Here is a 20,462-nt window from a genome sequence, read left to right on the forward strand (position 1 = left end):
ACAATCAAGGTCGACCGAAGAAACTATGTGGGCCTAAGATGCGTTTAATATGATCCACCTCGTCCATCCCAGTACGGCAAGAACACCCTTGTCTTGGCCGAGGGCAAATCATCCTCTTTCTGGTTAAAGCAATTGTGTACCTGCACATGATGTCAAAATAACCGTTGGAAAGGACAAAGACAACCCAAGGCATGCCGTTAGCGGTGGAGGCCCGCCTGGGGGGCAAACCCCGCCCCTCGCCCAACGGCCTCACTTTTTGTACCCCAGATTGTACCCTGAAAAATTTTACACAAAAAAAGGGCCGGCGGCGACATCGCAAGCCCTTGAAATATTTGGTCGGGGCGAGGTGATTTGAACACCCGGCATCCTGCTCCCAAAGCAGGCGCGCTACCAGTCTGCGCCACGCCCCGACGAAGAGCGCTCTCGTTACTGCAACTTGACGGGTATGGCAAGATGCCAGATCGCCCCTAGGGCAGGCTGCGGCCGGCGATGGGCGCGCCGCAGGAAACGCAATGTCCTTCCCGGGTGCGGGCCTGCCCAAGCACCATGCCCGCACGTTCCAGCACCGTCGCCCCGCACGAAGGACACAGGGTCCGGTTCCAGGTGTCATCCCGGATATTGCCCACATACACGTAGCGAAGCCCGGCCTCCCGACCGATGGCGTGGGCGCGCAGCAAGCTCTCCATGGGCGTCGACGGCGTCTCGCGCATGGCGAAATCCGGGTGAAACCGCGAAATGTGCCAGGGGGTGTCCGGGCCGAGTTCCTGGAACAGAAAATCCGCCAGGCGGCGCAACTGGGCCGCATCATCGTTGGCTGCGGGAATGAGCAGGGTCGTCACCTCGATCCACCAGCCGAGCTTGCGCATATGCACCAGGTTTTTGAGCACCGGCGCCAGCTTCGCTCCGCAGATGCGCTCGTAGAATGACGGATGCATGGCCTTGAGGTCGATGTTGGCCGCATCGATGCGCCCGGCCAGGGCGTCCAGGCACTGCCGGCTTTGAAAGCCGTTGGAGACCATGATGTTTTGGAGGCCCGCTTCGTGGGCCAGATCGGCCGTGTCGCGCATGAGCTCGAAAAAGACCGTCGGTTCCGAATAGGTGTAGGAGATGGAGGCCGCCCCGGAACGTTGCGCCGTCGCGACAAGGTCGGCCGGCGTGACTTTTTCGCCTGCGATTCCCTTGCCTTGCCTGGGAGGCTGGGAGAGCGAGTAGTTCTGGCAAAAGGCGCACGACAGGTTGCAGCCCATGGTGCCGAAGGAGAACGTCAGGCTGCCGGGATAGAAATGGTACAGCGGCTTTTTTTCCACCGGGTCCAGATGGGCCGCCGCCACCCGGTCGTAGACCAGGGTCATCAGCTCGCCCCCGACATTGGTGCGAACGCCGCACAGGCCGCGTTTCCCGTCCTCGACGCGGCAGAAGTGCGCGCACAGCCGGCAGGCCGCGCGGCCGTCGGGCAGCTTTTTCCACAGCGAAGCCGGATGCATGGCCGCCTCCTTCAGCGCACGGCTACGAGCCGCCGCCCGTCGTCCCCCAGCCCTGCGGCGAGGCGCCGGGCTCCTGGGAACCTTGGCCTGACCATTGTCCGCCGCCCTGGCCGCCCCATTGGCCGCTGCTAGGGGCCGGGCCGTTTTGCCCCTGGCCTTGCGGCGGCGGGCCTTGCCCCGCGCCCTGGAAGCCTTGACCGCCCCCTGGCCCGGTATTGGCGCCCGCAGGCCCCTGGCCTGACCACCCCGGCTGCCCCTGTCCCTGGCCGCCGCCCCGGCCGGCTTGACCGCCCTGGCCGGGGGGCATGTTCGGCTGGCCGCCAAAGCCCTGTCCCTGGCCCGGTCGTCCCCCTGGCCCGGCCATGCCCGGGCCGCCGCGGCCGGGGCCCTGGCCGCCTGGCCCGGCCATGCCTGGCTGCCCCTGGCCCCGAGGGCCGCCCATGCCCGGTTGGCCTTGGCCACCAGGGCCACCCATACCCGGTTGGCCCTGGCCACCGGGGCTGCCCATACCCGGTTGGCCCTGGCCACCCATGGGCATGCCGCCGGGCATGCCCACTTGCGGGTAGATGTAAAACGGGCCGACCTGCTGGTTTTGCTCCGGCTTGGGCCGGGGGCGGATTTCCATGACCTCGTTGCCGTCCGCGTCGCGGCCCATGCGCATATGGTCCACGTTGCCCATGTGGATGTCGCGGCGTGGGTCGGCGGCCTCGTCGCCGTGGCTGCCGGGCGGCAGTTCGGGCGGCGGGCCGTAGCGCGACGGCCCGTCCCCGCCGTCGGCCCGGGCCGGCCGGCTGGGCTGGGGCAACCCGGCCGTGGCCAGCCCGGCGACCAGGCAGGCCAGCAGGCCCAGGCGCGCCCGGCGGCGGGCGAGGGCAGGCTTTCCTTGAATTCGGGCGGCAAAGGCTGTATGAAAAAATGCTTTCATGTCGCAGTCCTTGCAAGGAGTGTCCCATGGCCGACAGATCGGCTGCCTACAAGGCGGCGGGCGTTGATATCGACGCCGGCAATTCCCTGGTTTCGCGCATCAAATCCATCGTGGCCGGCACGTACGGCAAGGGCGTTGTCTCGGACATCGGCGGCTTCGGCGGCCTGTTCAAACTGGAGGCCGGCGCCTACGAGGAGCCGGTGCTGGTTTCCTCCACCGATGGCGTCGGCACCAAGCTCAAGCTCGCCCATGACTTCGACCGCCACGATACCGTGGGTATCGACCTTGTGGCCATGTGTGTCAACGATATTCTGGTTCAGGGGGCCAAGCCGCTTTTCTTCCTGGATTATTTCGCCACGGGCAAGTTGTCCGTGGACCTGGCCGCCCGGGTCGTGACCGGCATCGCCGAGGGCTGCAAGGAGGCCGGCTGCGCGCTTTTAGGCGGCGAGACGGCCGAGATGCCGGGCTTTTACCCCGACGGCGTCTACGACCTGGCCGGCTTTTGCGTCGGCATCGTGGACAACGCCAGGATCGTCGACGGCTCGAGCATCGGCGTGGACGACGTGGTCATCGGCATCGAGTCCTCGGGGCCGCATTCCAACGGCTATTCGCTGATCCGCAGGCTCCTGGACGCCTCGGGCCTTGGCCCCGACGACCCCATTCCCCTGGCCGGCAAGACCGTGGCCGAGGCGCTGTGCGCGCCCACGCGCATCTACGTCAAGACCGTGCTCAATTTGCTGCGCGATTTCGAGATCAAGGGCATGGTCCACATCACCGGCGGCGGGTTCTACGACAACGTCAACCGCATCCTGCCCCGGGGCGTGGCCGCCCACATCCGCTTCGGCTCCTGGGAAATGCCGCCGGTCTTCGATTGGCTGCGTGAGCAGGGCAAGCTCACCTGGCCGGAGATGCTGCAGATTTTCAACTGCGGCATCGGCTTCATGCTGGTGGTCGCCCCGGAGATCGCCGGCGACGTGGTGCAGCGGCTCAAAGCCCTGCACGAGTACGCCCGCGTCATCGGCCGCATCGAGATCCGCAAGGAAGGCGGCGAGCAGGTCGAGGTCAGTTTCCCCAAACAGCGCGACTAGCCCGGCCGCGTGCATGGCACGAAGACAAAGGCCCGGCGTCCTGGCGACGTCGGGCCTTTTGCGTTGGCGGTCGGACCGGTAATGCGTCGGACAAGGGGCGGCGACCGGCCGGAAGCGTCACGGGATTGCAAAGGGCGGGAGCCCGTTGGCCGCCGCAGGCTTTCCCCCTGAGCATATTGCAAGATCTTCGTATTACGCAGGGACGCAACACGCGCCGGGAAGGCGGTTCAGTCGGCCGTGGGCGGGGCGTCGGCCAGGTCCGGGTTGAAATAGCCGAAGCGCAGCCAGGGGCAGGCCTTGCGCAGGCGCTTGCGGAAATTCCGCAGCCCCATGGAGGCGTGGCGGGCCGGGTCGGCCAGGGCGCCGCTGCCGCGCGCCACGGACAGGTAGAGCTCGGGGTCGAGGTTCAAGTTGCGCAGCTGCACGAAATCCACCCGGTGGGCGGTGATCAGGTCGGTCAGCGCCGCCAGTTCCGCCTCGGTGTCGGAGACGCCCGGGAAAAAGAGGAAATTGAGCGAGATGAACAGCCCGGCCGCCCGGGCCCGGGCCAGGCTCTGGCCCACGTCGCCGAAACAGTAGCCCTGGGGGCGGTAGTAGGCTTCGTAGAGGGCCGTCTCGGCGCTCGACAGGCTCACCCGGATGGAATCGCCGCCGGCCGCGGCAAAGGCTTCCACGGCCTCGGGCAGGCTGGCGTTGCTGTTGACGTTGACCGTGCCGGTGCCGCCGTTTTGGCGAAAGCGGGCCACGGCCTCGGCAATGACCCGGATCTCCGTGAGCGGCTCGCCCTCGCAGCCCTGGCCGAAGGAGTAGACCGGCCGTTTTTCGCGCCGGCCGTGCTCGGCCATGACCTCCACGATTTCCTGGGCCGCCGGCCGGAAGGTGATGCGGCTCTGGGTGGCGGGGAAGCCCGAGGACGGGTCCTGGAGCGACAGGCAGCCGACGCAGCGGGCGTTGCAGGCCCGGGATGTGGGCAGGGGGGCCTCGTAGCGCCCCAGGGCCAGGTTGCGGGCCGCCGGGCAGCACGACGTCAGCGCGCAGCCCATCAGGTGCTCGATGAGCCGGTTTTTGGGGTATTTGGCCCGAAGCGCCCGGGCGCCCTTGGTGATGCGCTCGCGCGGGATGCCGGTGAACACCTGCCGCTTGTCCTCGTCGACCTTCGCCGCCGCCACCACGAACCGGTCCCCGGAAAAACCCACCGCGCCATAGGCGAAAAGCGGCAGCACCGGCGCGCCGGCATTGGTGGCGTAGGCGGCCGTGGCCGAGAGCGTGTGCCCCGGGCAGACGAAGGCGGCCACGGCCCGGTCCTCCAGGCGCTCGATCTCCCCGGATTCGGGGTCGAAGCCCAGGGCGTCGCGGCCGGGCAGCAGGAACAGCTCGCTTTCCGGGGGCAGGGGGATGATCTCGTCGGGCCGGGGAGGCTCCAGCCGGTCGCCCCGGCGCACGAGCATCTCCAGTTCCGGGTGGTCGTAGATGTTGCCGTCGTCGTCGGCGAAAACGAGCTTGGGCGCGGGCTTGTGTTCGGCCATGGCGGTCTCCGTGGAGCGGGCAAGATCTTTGGGCAACGACAAAAGGCGAAGCCGCGTCAGCGGCTCCGCCTGGACTGGTCGTGTCGCGGTACCCGTGCCGATTAACGCTTCGAGTACTGGAACCGGGCGCGGGCGCCGCGCTGGCCGTACTTCTTGCGTTCCTTCTCGCGGGAATCGCGGGTCAGCAGGCCGGCTTTTTTGAGCACGCCGCGCAGTTCCGGATCCAGGGTGCACAGCGCCCGGGAGATGCCGTGACGCACGGCCTCGGCCTGGCCGGTCATGCCGCCGCCGGCCACGTTGACCTTCACGTCCACCCGGCCGTCGAGCTTGGCCAGCACCAGGGCCTGACGCACGATGGCAAGCAGGGTGGGGCGAGGGAAATATTCCTCGAAAGGACGGTCATTGACCAGGATGCGGCCATTGCCCTTGTACAGGCGGGTGCGGGCCACGGCGGACTTGCGGCGTCCGGTGCCATAATAGAATTCGTCGCTCATGCACTTGTCTCCGCGCGGCGGTTACACGTCGAGGGTTTCGGGCTTCTGCGCCTCGTGGGGATGGGCTTCCCCGGCATAGACCTTGAGTTTTTTCAGCATGGCCCGGCCGAGGCGGTTTTTGGGCAGCATGCCCCGGACAGCCTTGCGGATGACTTCTTCGGGCTTGGTGGCCAGCATGTCCCGCAGGTTGGTTTCCTTGAGGCCGCCGATCCACCCGGAATGCCGATAGTATTTCTTCTGGTCCAGCTTGCGGCCGGTGGTGCGCACCTTGGCGGCATTGACCACGACGATGAAGTCGCCGGTATCCAGATGGGGGCAGAATTCGACCTTGTGCTTGCCGCGCAGACGCACGGCCACGGCGGAGGCCAGGCGGCCGAGGATCTTGTCCGAGGCGTCGACCACGAACCAGTTTCGGGAAATATCTTTGGGCGTCGGGCTAAACGTTTTCATGGCGGCTCCTCTGAGTTGCTCGAAAGACGAATCGTGTAAGCGGCGGGGGGAGGATTGTCAATACTTTTTTACGGGCAGGCGGTCGCCGCGCGGCCGGGCGCCGGCCTGGTTGCCCTCGGGGGCCGGCCGGGCTAGGCTGCGCCTCAAGCCGATTCCCGGGAGTGTCCATGGTCAGTGTCCGCAAGAGCCTTTTGCAGCTGCTGTTCGCCGGGTCGTTCATGAAACGCTGGAACGACAAGCATCGCTCCATGGAGCTGGTGGAAATCGACAAGCAGGCCCACAAGATGATGGTGGCCTGGATGCTCTACGAACGCAACAGCGCCGGCTTGCCTCAGGCCGAAAAGCTGGCCCTGGGCTTGCAAATCGTCGAGGGCGGGCTTTTCGAGTACCTCTACCGCCTGGTGATCACCGACATCAAGCCGCCGGTCTTTTACAAGATCAAGGCCAATCCCGACCATTACGGGCAGCTGACGGATTGGGTCTTTTCCCAGCTCGAACCGCGCGTGCGGGAACTCGGCGAGGATTTCTGGGAGCGGCTGCGGACCTACCTGTCCGTGCCCGAGGCCGACACCCCGGCCCGGCGCATCCTCGACGCCGCCCACCTCTACGCCAGCGGCTGGGAATATTCGCTGATCCAGCGCGACAACCCCTGGGACGACGAACTGCGGGACATCGAGTCGTCGTTTACCGGCGGCCTGGCCCGTTTTGCCGACATCGACGGCGTCAGCGACCTGGAGAGCGGGCTTTTCGCCGGCAAGAAGACCACGCTCGGGCATTTCGCCCGGCTGCTCGGCCAGCTGCGCTTCCAGACCCGCTGGTCCCAGACGCCGCGCATCCCGGAAACCTCGGTGCTCGGCCACATGTTCCTGGTGGCCGCCTACGCCTACTTCTTCAGCCTGGCCGTGGACGCCTGCCCGGCCCGGCGGCTCAACAACTTCTTCGCCGGCCTCTACCACGACATGCCGGAACTGCTCACCCGCGACATCATCTCGCCGGTCAAGCAGTCCGTGGCCCCCCTTGGCGGCATGATCAAGGAATACGAGAACGCCGAACTGGAGCGGCGGGTCTTTTCGGTGCTGCGCGGCGGCGGCTGCGCCGGCCTGGCCGACCGGCTGGGCTACCTGCTGGGCATGGACGTGGGCTCGGAGTTCCACGAATCCGTGCGCGACGCGGCCGGGCAGGCCAGGCGCGTGGCGGCGGCGGAACTGCACGAGCGCTGCAACCTGGACGCCTTCGACCCCAAGGACGGCGAGCTGCTCAAGGTCTGCGACAGCCTGGCCGCCTTCATCGAGGCCTATACGGCGCTGCGCAACGGCATCACCTCCGACCAGCTCCAGCAGGCCGTCTGGCGGCTGCGCAACAAGTACGCCGCCACCGTGCTCTTCGGCCGGGTGCATATCGGCGCCCTGCTGGCGGATTTCGACTGATGCGGCCTGTCTGGGGCTACGCGCCGGTCCCGGGCCCGCCCGTGGCCTCCGGGACGGGGCAGTGCAGGCTGAGGCGGTTTTTGCCGCTGCTTTTGGAAACGTAAAGGGCCGCGTCGGCGCAGCGCAGCACCTCCTCCAGGCCGGCGGCGTCGGCCGGCCAGATCGCGCCGCCGAGGCTGCAGCCCACCCGGGCCGTGGCGTCGCCGATGGGGATGGGGTGGTTGAGGGCCTTGATGATGCGGGCCGCCACCGCCTGGATGTCGGCCAGGGCCTGGCCCTGGGTCGTGGCCGCCAGGACCACGAACTCGTCCCCGCCCAGGCGGGCGGCGAAGTCCTCCGCGCGCAGGCAGGCCGAAAGCCGCAAGGCCACGCTTTGCAGGACCACGTCCCCGGCCGGATGCCCCAGGTTGTCGTTGACGGCCTTGAACCCGTCGAGGTCGAGGTACAGCACGGCCAGGGCCTGGTCCCGGCGCGGCGGATGGGCGGTCAGTTCGCCCAGGCGACGGGTCAGCGCCGCCCGGTTGGGCAGCCCCGTCAGCTGATCGACGAAAGCCATGATCTCCATGCGCTGTTTTTCCGCCGTGGTGCGCCGCAGGTTGGCGATGAGGTTGCGCAGGGCTTCGGTGAGGGTTTCGATATCCGGAATGCCCCGATAGGGCGGGATGTTGTCGATATCCCCGGCCAGCAGCCGGCGCGAGGCGGCTACGATGGTCAGAAGCGGCCTGACCAGATGCCCGGCGATCAGGACCCCCGCTATCGCCGCCAGCCCGGCGATGGCCACGCCGATGGACAGGATGTTGCGGCCCAGGGCGTCGACCTCGCGGTAGGCCACGGCGACGGGCTGGCGGGCCAGCACCGTCCAGCCCAGGCCAGGGTAATCCTTGTAGCCATCGCCGAAGGCCGCGCCGGTGACGTACGTTGCGCCGTCCGGCCAGGCCGTGGTCGCAAACGCCGGGCTGTGCTGGCGGACCTGCCGCTGCAGGGGCAGCTGGAGCATCGTCCCGAGCAGGGCCTTGGGCCCGAGCAGCACCGTGTCGTCGGCGGCGACCACGAACAGTTCGATGCCATCCTTTTCGTACACGGGCTTGAAATAGGCTTCCTCGATGTCGCTGACCCAGCGCCAGCTCAGGTGGGCGGCCAGCACCCCGGCAAAGGCGCCGTCCGGGCCGTGTACCGGGGAACTGAGGTCGACGAATTTCATGGCCTCGCCGCTGGGGTTGGGGAGCAGCTTGGCCAGCAGCACGGCGTCGTGGACATCGCCGACAAAGGGTTTTTCCCGGGCGTCGGCGAAGACCGGCCGCTGGGAGATGTCCTGGCCGACCAGGATGTCGTCGGTGGCCGCCCGCACGACGCCCCGGGCATCGGTCAGCCCGATCCAGGCGAAGGAGGGTATCTCCCTGCTGAGCAGTCCGATGGCCGTTCGGGCCTCGGCGGCATTCCGGGCCGCGACGGTCCTAATGGTGCTTTTGAGCAGCTCCAGTTCCTTGGCCCGCGTCCACATGTCCTTGTCCAGGCGGTCGGAAAACTGCAAGGCCGTTTCGGCCAGATAGCGGCCGATTTGTTCGCGGGCCTGACGGCTGGCGTCCTGTTGGACGAAAAAAAGAATAATGGATGTGTTGATCGCGATGGCGAATATGAGTGTTGCGCTAAAGCGGCGCTTGATGGTCAACCTGGGCGGCATGACGTTCTCGAGATGCTGCACGCGTGGAGCCGCAACGCGTGTTCAGCGGTCTGGGAAATCGTGTCGTGACCAATCGGGTAAGCTTCAGACAACAAATAGCAAGGCCGGCCGATGCAAGGCAAGGGCTTTGAACCCGTGACCGGTTGCCCCGGCCGATCCGGCCGCGTTGCGAAAGCCCCGGACAAGGGCTACACCAACGGCGCGTCGGGCCGACGCCGGATCGGGGCGGCCGTCCCGTAACCGGCGGCAGGCGCCGGCGACAACGTTTGGCGAGGGTGCCGCGCATCGCCGGCAGGATGAGCTGTGCCCGGTACCAGGCCGGGCCGCCGGGGGCAACGCGGCCGGGGAGGACCGTGGAAGGCAGGACGAGGCGTTTGGCCGTATGGGCCGGGCTGCTTGTTTTCCTGGCGGCGCTTGTGGCCACGCGCCTGTGGCGGCTCGACGGGCCGTCGCTTTGGGAGGACGACTACCTCAACCTCGACCGGGCGCTCATGCCGCTGGCCGACATGTTCGCCGTGCAGAAGTTCCAGGGCCCGGCCGACACCATCTTCGATTTCCAGCCGCCGCTGACCTACGCCCTCCAGCACCTGGCCTTGGCCGTGGACGGCGGTTCCCTGGCCGCCCGATTGCCGAGTGTGGTGGCCGGCCTGTTCCTGCCCGTGGCGTTGGGGCTATTGGGCCGGCGGCTGTTCGACCGGGAAACGGGCCTGGCCTGCCTGATGCTGGGGACGTTTCTCCTGTTTCCCATCCGCTACGCCCAGGCCATCAAGTTCTACGCCGTGTTCCTCTGCCTGGCCGTGACCTCCATGTGGCTGCTGGTGCGGGCCGTGGCCCGAAACGACCGCACCTCCTGGGCCGCCTACGCCCTGGCCGCCATCGGCATGGGCTACGCCGGCTACCAGGGGTTTCCCACCCTGGCCGTCCAGGCCATCTACGCCGTGGCGGTCATTGCCGCCGCAACGCGCCAGGCGGCCCCGGGCGAACGCCGAACGCGGCTGCGTAGGGCCGTGGTGACTTTGGGCTGCGTGGGCCTGGCCTTGACGCCCTGGTTGGAGGCGGTCGTCTTTGTCCAGGCGTTTTTGCGCGAACCGGCCATGGATGTCTGGTCCGGGATCGACGCGAGGTTTTTTGCGGACATTCTCGCTGCCTTTGTCGCGGGGGGTGCCGGTTCGGCTTCCGGTTGGCTGGCGGCCTGGGTCGTCGCGGCCGGGCTCGGGACGGCGGTTGCCCTTGGCCGCCGGCAGTACGGCGCCGTCGGCCTGTTGGGCCTGTGGTTCGTGGTCATGGCCGTGGTGCTCATCGGCTCCAAATCCCACTTGCGCAGCATGCTCGGGCCGAGGCATTTCGCGCCGGCTTTTCCGGTCCTGGTGCTGTTGGCCGCCCATGGCCTGGTCGCCGTGGCCAGGTGGGCCGGGCGGCTGGCCGGCGGGCTGCGCGGCGGCCGGATCGCGGGCCCGGCCGTGGCCGCCGCCGGCGGCCTGGTCCTGTCGTGGCCGAGCCTGGCCGCCTATCCGGCCTATTATTCCCGGACCATGAGCCTCGACCGCGAGTTCTTCCAGTGGCTGGACCGGGCGGGCGGCCCCACCGACGCCCTGGAATTCCACGGCTACAAGCGCAACACCAAGCGTTTCGCCGCACGCTGGTACCTGCCGGGGCGCTTCGCCGAGGCCGGCACCTTCGACGGGCCGGGCTACCGCCGCATCCTGGACATCGACAGCGTGTACTCCGACGCCGCCGCGGCCAGGCCCCGGTTGCCCGGCCTGGCACTCAAGGAGTTCGACGCGCTTTTCACCACCACCCGGGTCAGCCTGGCCCCGGCGGCCAGCCGCGCCCCCCTGGTCCTGGACCCGGGGCCGGACGGCGCTTTCCGCTACGACGACGATTTCCGTGGCCGGAATTTCTACACCGACGCCTTCGCGGCGCGCAACATGACCTTGGATACCGAACTGGGCCTGCTGCGGCCGGCACGCTATTCCAGGCCGGCCGAGGCCGTCTGGGCCTTCGAGGCCGCACCGGGCCAGGAGGCCTCGGACATCCGGCTGACGGTTGCGGCCGCGCTTTTCAAGCGCCATCCGAGCCTGTCCGCCGATTCCACCCTGACCGTGGCCGCAAGCGCTGACGGCCACGACTGGACACCCCTTGGCGTCATCGGCCAGGAGGCCTTTCCCCTGGCCGACGGCCAGCCCGTCACCGTGCCCAAGGCCTTTTTCGAGGAGATCGATTTCTACCACGGCCGTTGCCGGGAGGCACGCCTGGAGTATGCCGTGCCCGGGCGGCTGGCCGCCGGCGGCAGGCTCTATGTGCGCCTGGGCTACCGGCCGGGGCACGTGGAGGGGTTTCTTAATATCGCCGGCCTGGAGCTGACCGCCGCCGTGCGCAGCCTCGGCCCGGCCGGGCCGGCCGACACGCCCCTGGCCCGCCAGGCCGGGCATCTGTTGGCCAACGTCCGGGCCGTGCCCTGGCTGGAGGCGGCCGACGGCCGGGAGGAGGGGCTTTTCGCCTTTGCCGCGCCGGGTTTTCTGGACCTGCTGGCGGCCGGGCTGCCCCTGGGGTCCCCCGAGGCCGGAAAGCGCTTTCTCGCCCGCCATCCCGGCATCGAGCCGGCGGCGGTCCTCGAGGGCCGCGACGGCCGCCCGGCGCTTCGGCTCTACGACACCACCCTGGCCACGCAGGGGGTGCGCCTCGATGCCGCCTCCCCGGGCAAGCGCCTGCGCGGCCTGCCGCCCGGCGACGCCGGCCCGGTGTCGCTGCGGCTTCGCGGCGACATCCGCGGCCCGGTCCTGCGCCTGGGCGACCGGGAGCTGTCCCTGCCGGTGCTGGCGCCGCCGGGCAGCGTCCTGACCGTGACGCCCGGCGCAACGGGGCGGCTGTCCTTCGTGCCGGACTGGACCGATGTGCCCCGGGCCGAGGAGGCCATGAGCTATGCCCAGGACCTGGCCAGATCAAAACGGCTTCGCGGCGAGTTGACCTGCCGGGGCGAGGGTGGGTGTACGTTCACGTATACCTTCGTCTCGGCCCTGCCCATGACCGAAGTGCGGCTCAAGGCCTTTCCCCAGGTCTATGCCAACCCCTGCCGCAAATGCCCGGAAAACGCGGCCCGGGTGCTGGCCTCCACGGACGGCGGGGCCAGTTGGCGCACGCTCGTGGACGAAACGGGCGGCGAGCCATGTTCCTGGACGCCGGCCGGGCAGTACGTGGTCAAGCGGCTGCGCCTGGATACGCCCGCGACCTCGCTGCTGCTGGCGTTTCACCTGGGCCGGGGCGAGCAGGCCGGCTTCCTGTCGCCGTCGTGGAACGTGGACGGCATGTACGTGGAGGCCGACCTGGATGCGAGGGCGCTGCCGCCGCTGCGGCTGCCGGGAGGCGCTGTGGACGTGTCCCTGGCCGATCCGGGGGAAAACGACTTCACGCTGACGCTGCGGGGCGGGGAGTGGCCGTTAAGCCTCCGGACAGGTGAATAAGACGATCCGTCATCGATCTCTATCAGCCAGCTTCAAGACAGCATTTTCATTCATCAAAGTTGGGATTTAAGAAAATCCAAGACCAATCTTCGGACAGTGTGGGGCTTCTTCTGTGTAACAGAGGAATGCTTTGTTGTGTCCATGGGTGGTTTTTGTTTACAGGTATGTATTTTTTGTTGCTGTACTGTAAAGGGCCAGTTGAAGCGATTGCGGCCCATAATAATTCAATTAGAGAGGTGTAACATTCAGTACAGAGGTGGATGGCGCTGGCGAGAGGATTTGTGAATCTGTCTTTGCCTCTGGCTTGACAGAGCTGCCTGCCACGGGCATGTTTATTTTGATATGAAATGGAAAAATGTAGAAAGGTTGTCTCAAGTATAGGGAATGAACCGCTGTTGCCAACGGGGAATTTTCGCGATTCGTGGCGCATTTTTTCAGGCATTGATGTTGTGTTATTGCAATAATTCAGATGATTTATTTATTCTGTTAGCATTGAAAGTATAAAGTCTTGCCTGATAATAGCAAGATGAGGACGGTTTGTGCAGTTTAATCTAGGCGGTAGAGACAGAATGAGTGCAGGAAAGATAATAGATCAGTTGTTGTTTGGTGACGTTTTGGCACCATGGCGAGATTTGGGTGCTGATTCTGATGTTCTTCGTGATATTCCGTCGATGATTTCGTTCGATGAGCGCTGCTTTTTGTACTGGTTGGCAAGAAATTACTACGTTGGTGCAGGAAAGATCGTTGACCTCGGCCCTCTGGCCGGAAGCTCGACACGAGCTCTGGCGATGGGTGTTTTGGCGAATCCAGCAATTTCTGACACAGGTAGTATTATCCACTCCTATGACTTGTGGTTTTTTTATACTGCGTGGCAGAAGTATTTCCCAGGCCGGGAGCTGCGTAGAGGGGCCGATCTTCTGCCTTATTTTCTTGACAATATTGCAGATGGCCGGCGTATCGTTGAACCTCATAAGGGGGATTTAATATGCCAAAACTGGACTGGTGAACCTGTTGAGATTCTCTTTGTAGACGTTGTTAAGACAACAGAATTAGCATATAAAGTTGCAAGAACATTTTTCCCTTGCCTCATCCCCGGCCGCTCAATAGTTGTTCAGCAGGATTTCATATCTATCAGTGAAATTGATGTGCCCTTGACGATGGGCGTTTTCCGCGATTATTTTGAATATATTGATTCGCCAGAGGGGGGCACCGTCGCTTTCTTGTATACAAAGCCCGTGCCTGAAGAAATGTTGGAAATGAATTTTTTGGATACTCTTTCGATGAAAGATAAGTTGGGTATTTATGACGCGGCAGTGGCCAGAATAAACAAGAACGATAATTATATAAATACGTTGATGCTGGCAAAGGCGGCCTGTTTAATACGAGACGGATGGGGCGATGATATATTCCAGGCTTATGGAATCCTCAAGACATATCGGCGTGGCATAGATAAAGGTGAAATGATTGATGCCATCTTGTCTCGTTGGGAAGATTTGTTCTATGTGAAGTTGTTCAATATAATGCTCGGCAACCAGTCGGTTGTCGATTTCTTTTTACCTGATTTGTTGAAGGAAGAGAACGTTGCGGCTGTTATTGGGCAACAAGCGTTTGCCGGCAAACGGGTTGTTCTCTATGGTATATCCGATGTGGCAAAGATAGTCATCCCCCTGGTTTCGGAAATGGCTGCAAAATCCATAAGTCTTTGTGATGGCTATCCCCAGAAAATAGGAAGCTTCGTGCTTGGCAGACAAGTGTCTTCAATTGACTGCTTCGATCCTAATAGTTATGATATAATGCTTGTCTGCACGAAATCCTTACAATCTGAGAGTGATATAATTGAATATGTAACCGAGCGCGGACACTCGACTCAAAAAATTATGAAAGTATATTCTATGGTAAAAGAGAATATATTGAGAAGCAAGATCAGACAATGTACACCCCATACGAGGGATCAGTCTAGAGCAAAAGAAATTCTCCTGGATATGAAATGAATGGACCGTCGTAAAAAGCCCCGGCCCGGTTTCCCGGGCCGGGGCATCCCTCATGACCGCGTGCGGTTTCGCGGCTAGAAGTCGTAGTTGTAGGTGGCCACGTAGGCTTCGATGCGCTTGTGCGAGGCGTCGATGCGCGCGCGCAGGTCCTTTTTGTACTGCACCAGGTCGATGTTGACCTTGGCCACGCCCGTGTCCATGGCCGCCTTGGCCACGGCCGGGGCTTCCCATTCCAGCATGCGGAAGTCCAGCGCCTTGGGGATAACGTAGTCGATGCCGAACTTCACGTCTTTTTCGCCGTACATGTCCATGACCTCGACCGGCACCGGCTCCTTGGCCAGGGCGGCCAGGGACTTGGCCGCGGCCATCTTCATCTCCTCGTTGATCTTCTTCGAACCGACATCGAGCGCCCCGCGGAAGATGAACGGGAAGCCGGAGACGTTGTTGACCTGGTTGGGGAAATCCGAACGGCCGGTGCCCATGATGGCGTCCGGGCGGGCCTGCTTGGCGTCGTTGTAGGGGATTTCCGGATCGGGGTTGGCCATGGCGAAGATGATCGGGCTATTGGCCATGGATTTGACCATGTCCTGGGACACCAGGCCCTTGGTGGAAAGGCCCAGGAACACGTCGGCGCCCTTGAAGGCTTCGGCCAGGTTGGCATAGGCCTTTTTCTGGGCGAACTGGGCCTTGGTCGGATGCAGGCCGGTGCGGCCGGCGTGGATGTGGCCCTTGGAGTCGAACATGGCGATGTTGGCCGGGTCGACGCCCAGCGCCACGTAGAACTTGGAGCAGGCGATGGCCGCCGCGCCCGCGCCCGAAACCACGATTTTGAGGTCCTCGATCTTCTTGCCGGCGATCTCCACGGCATTGAGGATGCCGGCGCCGGAGATGATGGCCGTGCCGTGCTGGTCGTCGTGGAAGACCGGGATGTCCATCATTTCAATGAGGCGCTGTTCGATCTCGAAGCACTCCGGCGCCTTGATGTCTTCCAGGTTGATGGCCCCGAAGGTCGGTTCGAGCAGCTTGACCGTCTCGATCACCTTCTCGGGGTCCTTGGTGTCGAGGTTGATGTCGTAGACGTCGATGTCGGCAAAGATCTTAAACAGCACGCCCTTGCCTTCCATGACCGGCTTGCCGGCCTTGGGGCCGATGTTGCCAAGGCCGAGCACGGCCGTCCCGTTGGAGACCACGGCCACCAGGTTGCCCCGGTTGGTGTATTTCCACACGTTTTCCGGGTCGGCGGCGATTTCCAGGCAGGCCTGGGCCACGCCCGGGGAATAGGCGAGCGAAAGGTCCTTCTGGTTGCGGCAGGGCTTGATCGGCACGGTCTCGATTTTGCCGGTGCGCCAGACGGAATGGTATTTGAGCGCTTCTTCCTTGGTGAAAAGGGCCATGTGGGACTCCTTGGGGGGTTGTGGTGCTCTACGCGTCGGCGGGATCGTCCGCCGCTTGGGCCTGTGGCGGATCGGCCGCGGCCGGGCCGAGCAGGCGTTCGGCAATGGCTTTGGCCGCCCGGCGGCCGGCGCCCATGGCCGAGATGACCGTGGCCGCGCCGGTAACGATGTCGCCGCCGGCAAAGACGTTGGGTATGGAGGTTTCGCCCGTGGCCGCATCGGCGACGATGTAGCCCCGGCGATAGGTTTCAAGGCCCGGCGTGGTCTGGCTGATCAGCGGGTTGGCTCCGGTGCCCACGGCCACGATGGCCATGTCGGCGTCGAGCACGCAGGTGTCGCCCTGGCAGGCCACCGGCGCGCAGCGCCCGGATTCGTCGGGTTCGCCGAGCATCATCTTTTGCATGGCGATCTGTTTGAGCCGGCCGTTTTCGTCCCCGATAAATTCCAGCGGGGCGTTTAAGCACAGGATTTCGAGGCCTTCCTCCTTGGCGTGGTGGAGTTCCTCCAGCCGGCAGGGCATCTCGTGCTCGGTGCGGCGGTAGGCCAGGGAGACCTTTTCGGCCCCCAGGCGCATGGCCGTGCGGGCCGAGTCCATGGCCACGTTGCCGCCGCCGAAGACCACGACATGCTTGGCCGGGAAGGTTGGCGTGTCGGCGGCCGGGAACTTGTAGGCCCGGCCGAGGTTGACCCGGGTCAAGTACTCGTTGGCCGAGAAGACGCCGATGAGGTTTTCGCCCGGGATGCCGAGAAAACGCGGCAGCCCGGCGCCCACGCCGATGAAGACGGCATTGTAGCCCGATTCCAGAAGTTCCGGCACGGTGACGGTCTTGCCGCCGACCCAGTTGGTGCGAAATTCCACGCCAAGGGCCCGCATGGCTTCGACTTCCTGGCGCACCACGGCCTTGGGCAGGCGGAACTCGGGGATGCCGTAGACGAGCACGCCGCCGACCTCGTGCAGGGCCTCGAAGACCGTGACCGCAATGCCCCGGGCGGCCAGGTAGCCGGCGCAGGTGAGGCTACTCGGCCCCGAGCCGATGCAGGCGACCTTCAGGTCGTCGCGGGGCATGGCGCAGGCCGGGCCGCCGGTGACCGTGTCGCAGGCCGATTTGGCCAGGTAGGTGTCGGCCACGAACCGTTCCAGGCGGCCGATGGCCACGGGCTCGCCCTTTTTGCCGAGGATGCACGAACCCTCGCACTGGGTCTCCTGGGGGCAGACCCGGCCGCACACGGCCGGCAGGGAATTGGTTTCGCGAAGGACGGCATAAGCGCCGTCATGGTCGCATTCCACGATCTTTTTGATGAAGGCGGGGATGTCGATTTCCACCGGGCAGCCCTTGCGGCAGGCCGGCTTCTTGCATTGCAGGCAGCGGGCCGCCTCGGCGGCGGCCATGGCCTCGGTGTAGCCCAGGGCTACTTCGCTGAAGTTGCGGGCCCGGGCTTTCGGGTCCTGTTCGGGCATGGCGGTGCGGGGGGCCTTGGCCTTCTTACTTGGAGCATTGGCAGACATGGCTTTTTTTAAACTCCTCGTAAGAGACGCGTTCTTGTTCCTTGAAGGCCGTCAGCCGAGCCGAGAGGCCGGCGAAGTCCACCAAGTGGCCGTCGAATTCCGGGCCGTCGACGCAGGCGAATTTGGTCTCGCCGCCGACGCCAACCCGGCAGGCGCCGCACATGCCGATGCCGTCCACCATGATCGAATTGAGGCTGACCGTGGTCCTCACGCCAAAGGGTTTGGTGGCCTCAGCCACGGCCCGCATCATGGGCACGGGGCCGATGGCCACCACTTCGGCCACGGTCTTGTCTTCGGTCAGGCGCTCGACCAGCAGGTCCGTGACGAAACCCTGCCGGCCGCAGCTGCCGTCGTTGGTGCTGATGAGGACCTCGGGGCAAAAGGAGCACAGTTCGTCGCGAAAAAGCAGCAAGTCCTCGCAACGCGCGCCGATGATGGTCACCACATGGTTGCCGGCCATATGATGGCCCTTGGCGATGTGGTGCATGGCGGCGATTCCGGTGCCGCCGCCCACGCAAATGACCGGTCCGTCGAGCTTGTGGATTTCCGTGGGGCGCCCCAGCGGTCCGCACAGGTCGAGGATGGCGTCACCTTCCTCCAGGGTGTCCAGATGGGCGGTGGTCTTGCCCATGATCAGGTACACCAGGGTGATGGTGCCGGCTTGCGAGTCGGTGTCGGCGATGGTCAGGGGGATGCGTTCCCCTTCCTCCCAGACCCGCAGGATCACGAAGTTCCCGGGCTTCGCCTTGACGGCGATGTGCGGGGCTTCGATGACCAGTTCCGTGGTCTGGCCCGGAATGAGCCTTCGTTTGCGCAGGATGCGGCTTGGCATTGGTGCTCCGCTGCGCGCCCTCAGGGCGCGGCTTCTCCGAGGTTGGGCTTCACGTACAACTCGCCGCCGTGGCAATCGTTGATGACCAGCAGCGGGAAGTCCTTAACCGTCAACTCCCGGATAGCCTCAGGGCCGAGGTCTTCGTAGGCGATGACCTTGGCGTCGGTGATGCGCTGGGAAAGAAGCGCCCCGGCGCCGCCCGTGGCCCCCAGATACACCGCCTTGTGCTCGCGCAGGGCCGCCTTGACGGCGTCGTTGCGCTTGCCCTTGCCGATGGAACCCTTGAGCCCCAGGGAATGGAGCCTGGGGGCATAGGTATCCATGCGGTAGCTGGTGGTGGGTCCGGCCGCGCCGATGGGTCGCCCCGGAGGCGCGGGGGAGGGGCCGACATAGTAGATGAGCGCGCCTTTCAGGTCAAAGGGGAGGGTGTTTCCGGCGTCGAGAGTTTCCACGAGCCGTTTGTGGGCGGCGTCGCGGGCGGTGTAGATGTGGCCGGAGACAAAGACCACGTCGCCGGATTGGAGCTGCTCCACGTCCGCGTCGGAAAGCGGGGTGGTCAGGTGGTATTCGGCCATTAGAAGGTGACCTCCTTGTGGCGGGCGCTGTGGCACTGGATGTTGACGGCAAGCGGCAGGCTGGCCAGGTGGCAGGGCGCGAGCATGATCTTGACGCCAAGGCTGGTGGTCTTGCCGCCAAGGCCCATGGGGCCGATGCCGAGGTTGTTGATGGCTTCGAGGAGTTCCGCCTCGAGTTTGGCGATCTCGGGATCGGGATGGGTGTCGTCAAGCGCCCGCATCAGCGCCTTTTTGGAGTTGATGGCCGCCAGCTCGAAGTTGCCGCCGATGCCGACGCCCACGATGGTCGGCGGGCAGGGGTTGGGGCCGGCCTCGGCCACGCGGCTGACGACAAACTCCTTGATGCCCTTCCAGCCCTGGGCCGGGGCGAGCATGGTGACGCGCGACATGTTCTCCGAGCCGCCGCCCTTGGCCATCATGCAAATCTTCAGTTTGTCGCCGGGCACGATGTCGAAGTGGATAATCGCCGGGGCGTTGTCGCCGGTATTTTTGCGGCTAAACGGATCGCAGGAGGACTTGCGCAGGTAGCCGTCCTTGTAGCCCTTGATCATGCCGTCGTTTATCGCCGCGCGCAGGCTGCCGCCTTCCACCTTCACGCCCTCGCCGACCTCGACGAAAAACACGCCAAGGCCCGTGTCCTGGCACAGGGGCAGGTTGGTGGTGCGGGAGAGCTCCGAGTTTTCCAGGAGTTGCCGGAAGATCTCCTTGGCCGCCGGGGCTTCCTCGGCGGCGTGACAGGCCTCGAAGGCGGCCTGGACGTCGGCGGGCAGCTCGTGGTTGGCCGTGATGCACATGGCGGCCACGGCTTCCACAATGTCGGATGCCTGGATCGTCTTCATGCTAGAAGTCCTTTTTGAGGAATTTCGGCAGAATGTTTTTCACGGCGGCCAGGGCCATCTTGCGGCGCAGCTTGCCGAGCTGTTCCTGGAGGGGGATCTCCTTGGGGCAGACGTCCTCGCAGGCTAAAAGTCCCATGCAGCCGAAGATGCCCTCATCGGTGCCGACGATATCGAAGTAGTCCTTCTCGGTGCGCTGGTCGCGCGGGTCGAGGATGAACCGGGCCAGGCGGTTGAGGGCCACGGCGCCGAGGAAATCCTCGCGCATGATGGCCGTGCCGCAGGCGGCCACGCAGCAGCCGCATTCGATGCAGCGGTCGAGTTCGTAGATCTGCTCGGCCAGGGCATTGTCCATGCGCTCTTCCTGGGCCTTGGGGTCGAAGACCTTGTTGGTATGCACCCAGGATTCGACCTTCTGGTACATGCCGCGAAACCAGGTGCCGGTATCGACCGAGAGGTCGCCGACGAGCTTGAAGACCGGCAAGGGCATCAAGGTGATCTCGTCGGGCAGGTCCTTGGTCTTGGTGTGGCAGGCCAGGCCCGGGCGGCCGTTGATGACCATGGCGCAGGCGCCGCAGATGCCGGCCCGGCAGCAGAAGTCGAACATCAGCGTGGGGTCGAGCTCCTCGCGGATGCGGTTGAGCGCGATAAAAAGGGTCATGCGCTCGGTCTCGTCCAGGGTGAAGCGGTCCATGTGCGGCGACGAGGCCGCATCGGCCGGATTGTACCGGAATATATTAAAGGTCAGCGTTCTACCCATCTTCGTATTCTCCTTGTGTTCACACCCGCAG

At 64.8% G+C, this 20,462-nt stretch carries 16 protein-coding genes and 1 tRNA gene; 4 read left to right on the top strand and 13 right to left on the bottom strand.

Features of this window, described 5'->3' with window-relative positions; genetic code table 11:
• Positions 1-333 precede the first annotated feature (333 nt).
• The 3 genes from ACP59X_RS07305 to ACP59X_RS07315 all read right to left on the bottom strand — a co-directional run bounded on the left by ACP59X_RS07305 (position 334) and on the right by ACP59X_RS07315 (position 2,409).
• Positions 334-410 (bottom strand) — tRNA-Pro (locus ACP59X_RS07305).
• A 57-nt stretch (positions 411-467) separates the two neighbouring features.
• Positions 468-1,484: an AmmeMemoRadiSam system radical SAM enzyme gene (gene amrS / locus ACP59X_RS07310; RefSeq protein ID WP_428567081.1), complete on the bottom strand. Its 1,017-nt coding sequence runs from the start codon at positions 1,482-1,484 to the stop codon at positions 468-470.
• A 22-nt stretch (positions 1,485-1,506) separates the two neighbouring features.
• Positions 1,507-2,409, bottom strand: coding sequence for a hypothetical protein (locus ACP59X_RS07315; RefSeq protein ID WP_428567084.1), 903 nt, complete (start codon positions 2,407-2,409; stop codon positions 1,507-1,509).
• 26 nt (positions 2,410-2,435) lie between these two features.
• Between ACP59X_RS07315 and purM the strand changes: the two genes are divergently transcribed.
• Positions 2,436-3,497, top strand: a complete 1,062-nt coding sequence (gene purM, locus ACP59X_RS07320) for a phosphoribosylformylglycinamidine cyclo-ligase (protein ID WP_428567087.1) — start codon at positions 2,436-2,438, stop codon at positions 3,495-3,497.
• 227 nt (positions 3,498-3,724) lie between these two features.
• Here the strand turns inward: purM and ACP59X_RS07325 are convergent, their stop codons facing one another.
• The 3 genes from ACP59X_RS07325 to rplM all read right to left on the bottom strand — a co-directional run bounded on the left by ACP59X_RS07325 (position 3,725) and on the right by rplM (position 5,967).
• The gene (locus tag ACP59X_RS07325) at positions 3,725-5,023 is read right to left on the bottom strand and encodes a radical SAM family protein (RefSeq protein ID WP_428567091.1); all 1,299 of its coding nucleotides are present in this window, start codon (positions 5,021-5,023) and stop codon (positions 3,725-3,727) included.
• Positions 5,024-5,124: 101 nt separating this feature from the next.
• A complete protein-coding gene (rpsI, locus tag ACP59X_RS07330; RefSeq protein WP_323428929.1) occupies positions 5,125-5,517 on the bottom strand; it encodes a 30S ribosomal protein S9 in 393 nt (130 codons plus the stop codon).
• A 21-nt stretch (positions 5,518-5,538) separates the two neighbouring features.
• The gene (gene rplM / locus ACP59X_RS07335; protein WP_428567095.1) at positions 5,539-5,967 is read right to left on the bottom strand and encodes a 50S ribosomal protein L13; all 429 of its coding nucleotides are present in this window, start codon (positions 5,965-5,967) and stop codon (positions 5,539-5,541) included.
• A 167-nt stretch (positions 5,968-6,134) separates the two neighbouring features.
• On the opposite strand from rplM, the gene ACP59X_RS07340 reads away from it, so the two are divergent.
• Positions 6,135-7,394 carry an HD domain-containing protein gene (locus ACP59X_RS07340; protein ID WP_428567098.1) on the top strand — a complete coding sequence of 420 codons (1,260 nt, stop codon included), beginning with the start codon at positions 6,135-6,137 and terminating at the stop codon, positions 7,392-7,394.
• A gap of 16 nt (positions 7,395-7,410) precedes the next feature.
• On the opposite strand, the gene ACP59X_RS07345 is transcribed toward ACP59X_RS07340, so the two are convergent.
• Positions 7,411-9,096: a diguanylate cyclase domain-containing protein gene (locus ACP59X_RS07345; RefSeq protein WP_428567101.1), complete on the bottom strand. Its 1,686-nt coding sequence runs from the start codon at positions 9,094-9,096 to the stop codon at positions 7,411-7,413.
• Between the two features lie 353 nt (positions 9,097-9,449).
• On the opposite strand from ACP59X_RS07345, the gene ACP59X_RS07350 reads away from it, so the two are divergent.
• Together ACP59X_RS07350 and ACP59X_RS07355 are read left to right on the top strand one after the other, a co-directional pair.
• Positions 9,450-12,536 carry a glycosyltransferase family 39 protein gene (locus ACP59X_RS07350; protein ID WP_428567105.1) on the top strand — a complete coding sequence of 1,029 codons (3,087 nt, stop codon included), beginning with the start codon at positions 9,450-9,452 and terminating at the stop codon, positions 12,534-12,536.
• 539 nt (positions 12,537-13,075) lie between these two features.
• Entirely contained in the window at positions 13,076-14,527 is a 1,452-nt protein-coding gene (locus ACP59X_RS07355) for a hypothetical protein (protein WP_428567108.1), read from the top strand.
• Positions 14,528-14,601: 74 nt separating this feature from the next.
• Here the strand turns inward: ACP59X_RS07355 and ACP59X_RS07360 are convergent, their stop codons facing one another.
• Genes ACP59X_RS07360 through ACP59X_RS07385 form a run of 6 tightly spaced genes read right to left on the bottom strand, consistent with a single transcriptional unit; the run spans position 14,602 to position 20,431 of the window.
• Positions 14,602-15,921 (bottom strand): malic enzyme-like NAD(P)-binding protein, encoded by a 1,320-nt coding sequence (locus ACP59X_RS07360; RefSeq protein ID WP_428567115.1) that lies wholly within the window; start codon positions 15,919-15,921, stop codon positions 14,602-14,604.
• Positions 15,922-15,949: 28 nt separating this feature from the next.
• On the bottom strand, positions 15,950-17,428 hold the full coding sequence (gene gltA, locus ACP59X_RS07365; RefSeq protein WP_428567117.1) for an NADPH-dependent glutamate synthase: 1,479 nt from the start codon (positions 17,426-17,428) through the stop codon (positions 15,950-15,952).
• Positions 17,406-18,260: a sulfide/dihydroorotate dehydrogenase-like FAD/NAD-binding protein gene (locus tag ACP59X_RS07370; protein WP_428567120.1), complete on the bottom strand. Its 855-nt coding sequence runs from the start codon at positions 18,258-18,260 to the stop codon at positions 17,406-17,408. Before ACP59X_RS07370 ends, gltA begins: the two co-directional genes overlap by 23 nt.
• Positions 18,261-18,280: 20 nt before the next feature.
• The gene (locus tag ACP59X_RS07375; protein ID WP_428567122.1) at positions 18,281-18,835 is read right to left on the bottom strand and encodes a Fe-S-containing hydro-lyase; all 555 of its coding nucleotides are present in this window, start codon (positions 18,833-18,835) and stop codon (positions 18,281-18,283) included.
• The gene (locus tag ACP59X_RS07380; RefSeq protein WP_428567126.1) at positions 18,835-19,674 is read right to left on the bottom strand and encodes a fumarate hydratase; all 840 of its coding nucleotides are present in this window, start codon (positions 19,672-19,674) and stop codon (positions 18,835-18,837) included. Before ACP59X_RS07380 ends, ACP59X_RS07375 begins: the two co-directional genes overlap by 1 nt.
• A 1-nt stretch (position 19,675) precedes the next feature.
• Positions 19,676-20,431 (bottom strand): fumarate reductase iron-sulfur subunit, encoded by a 756-nt coding sequence (locus ACP59X_RS07385; RefSeq protein ID WP_428567131.1) that lies wholly within the window; start codon positions 20,429-20,431, stop codon positions 19,676-19,678.
• Positions 20,432-20,462: the final 31 nt, after the last annotated feature.

This window comes from Solidesulfovibrio sp. DCME (assembly GCF_049995385.1).
Taxonomy (GTDB): domain Bacteria; phylum Desulfobacterota; class Desulfovibrionia; order Desulfovibrionales; family Desulfovibrionaceae; genus Solidesulfovibrio.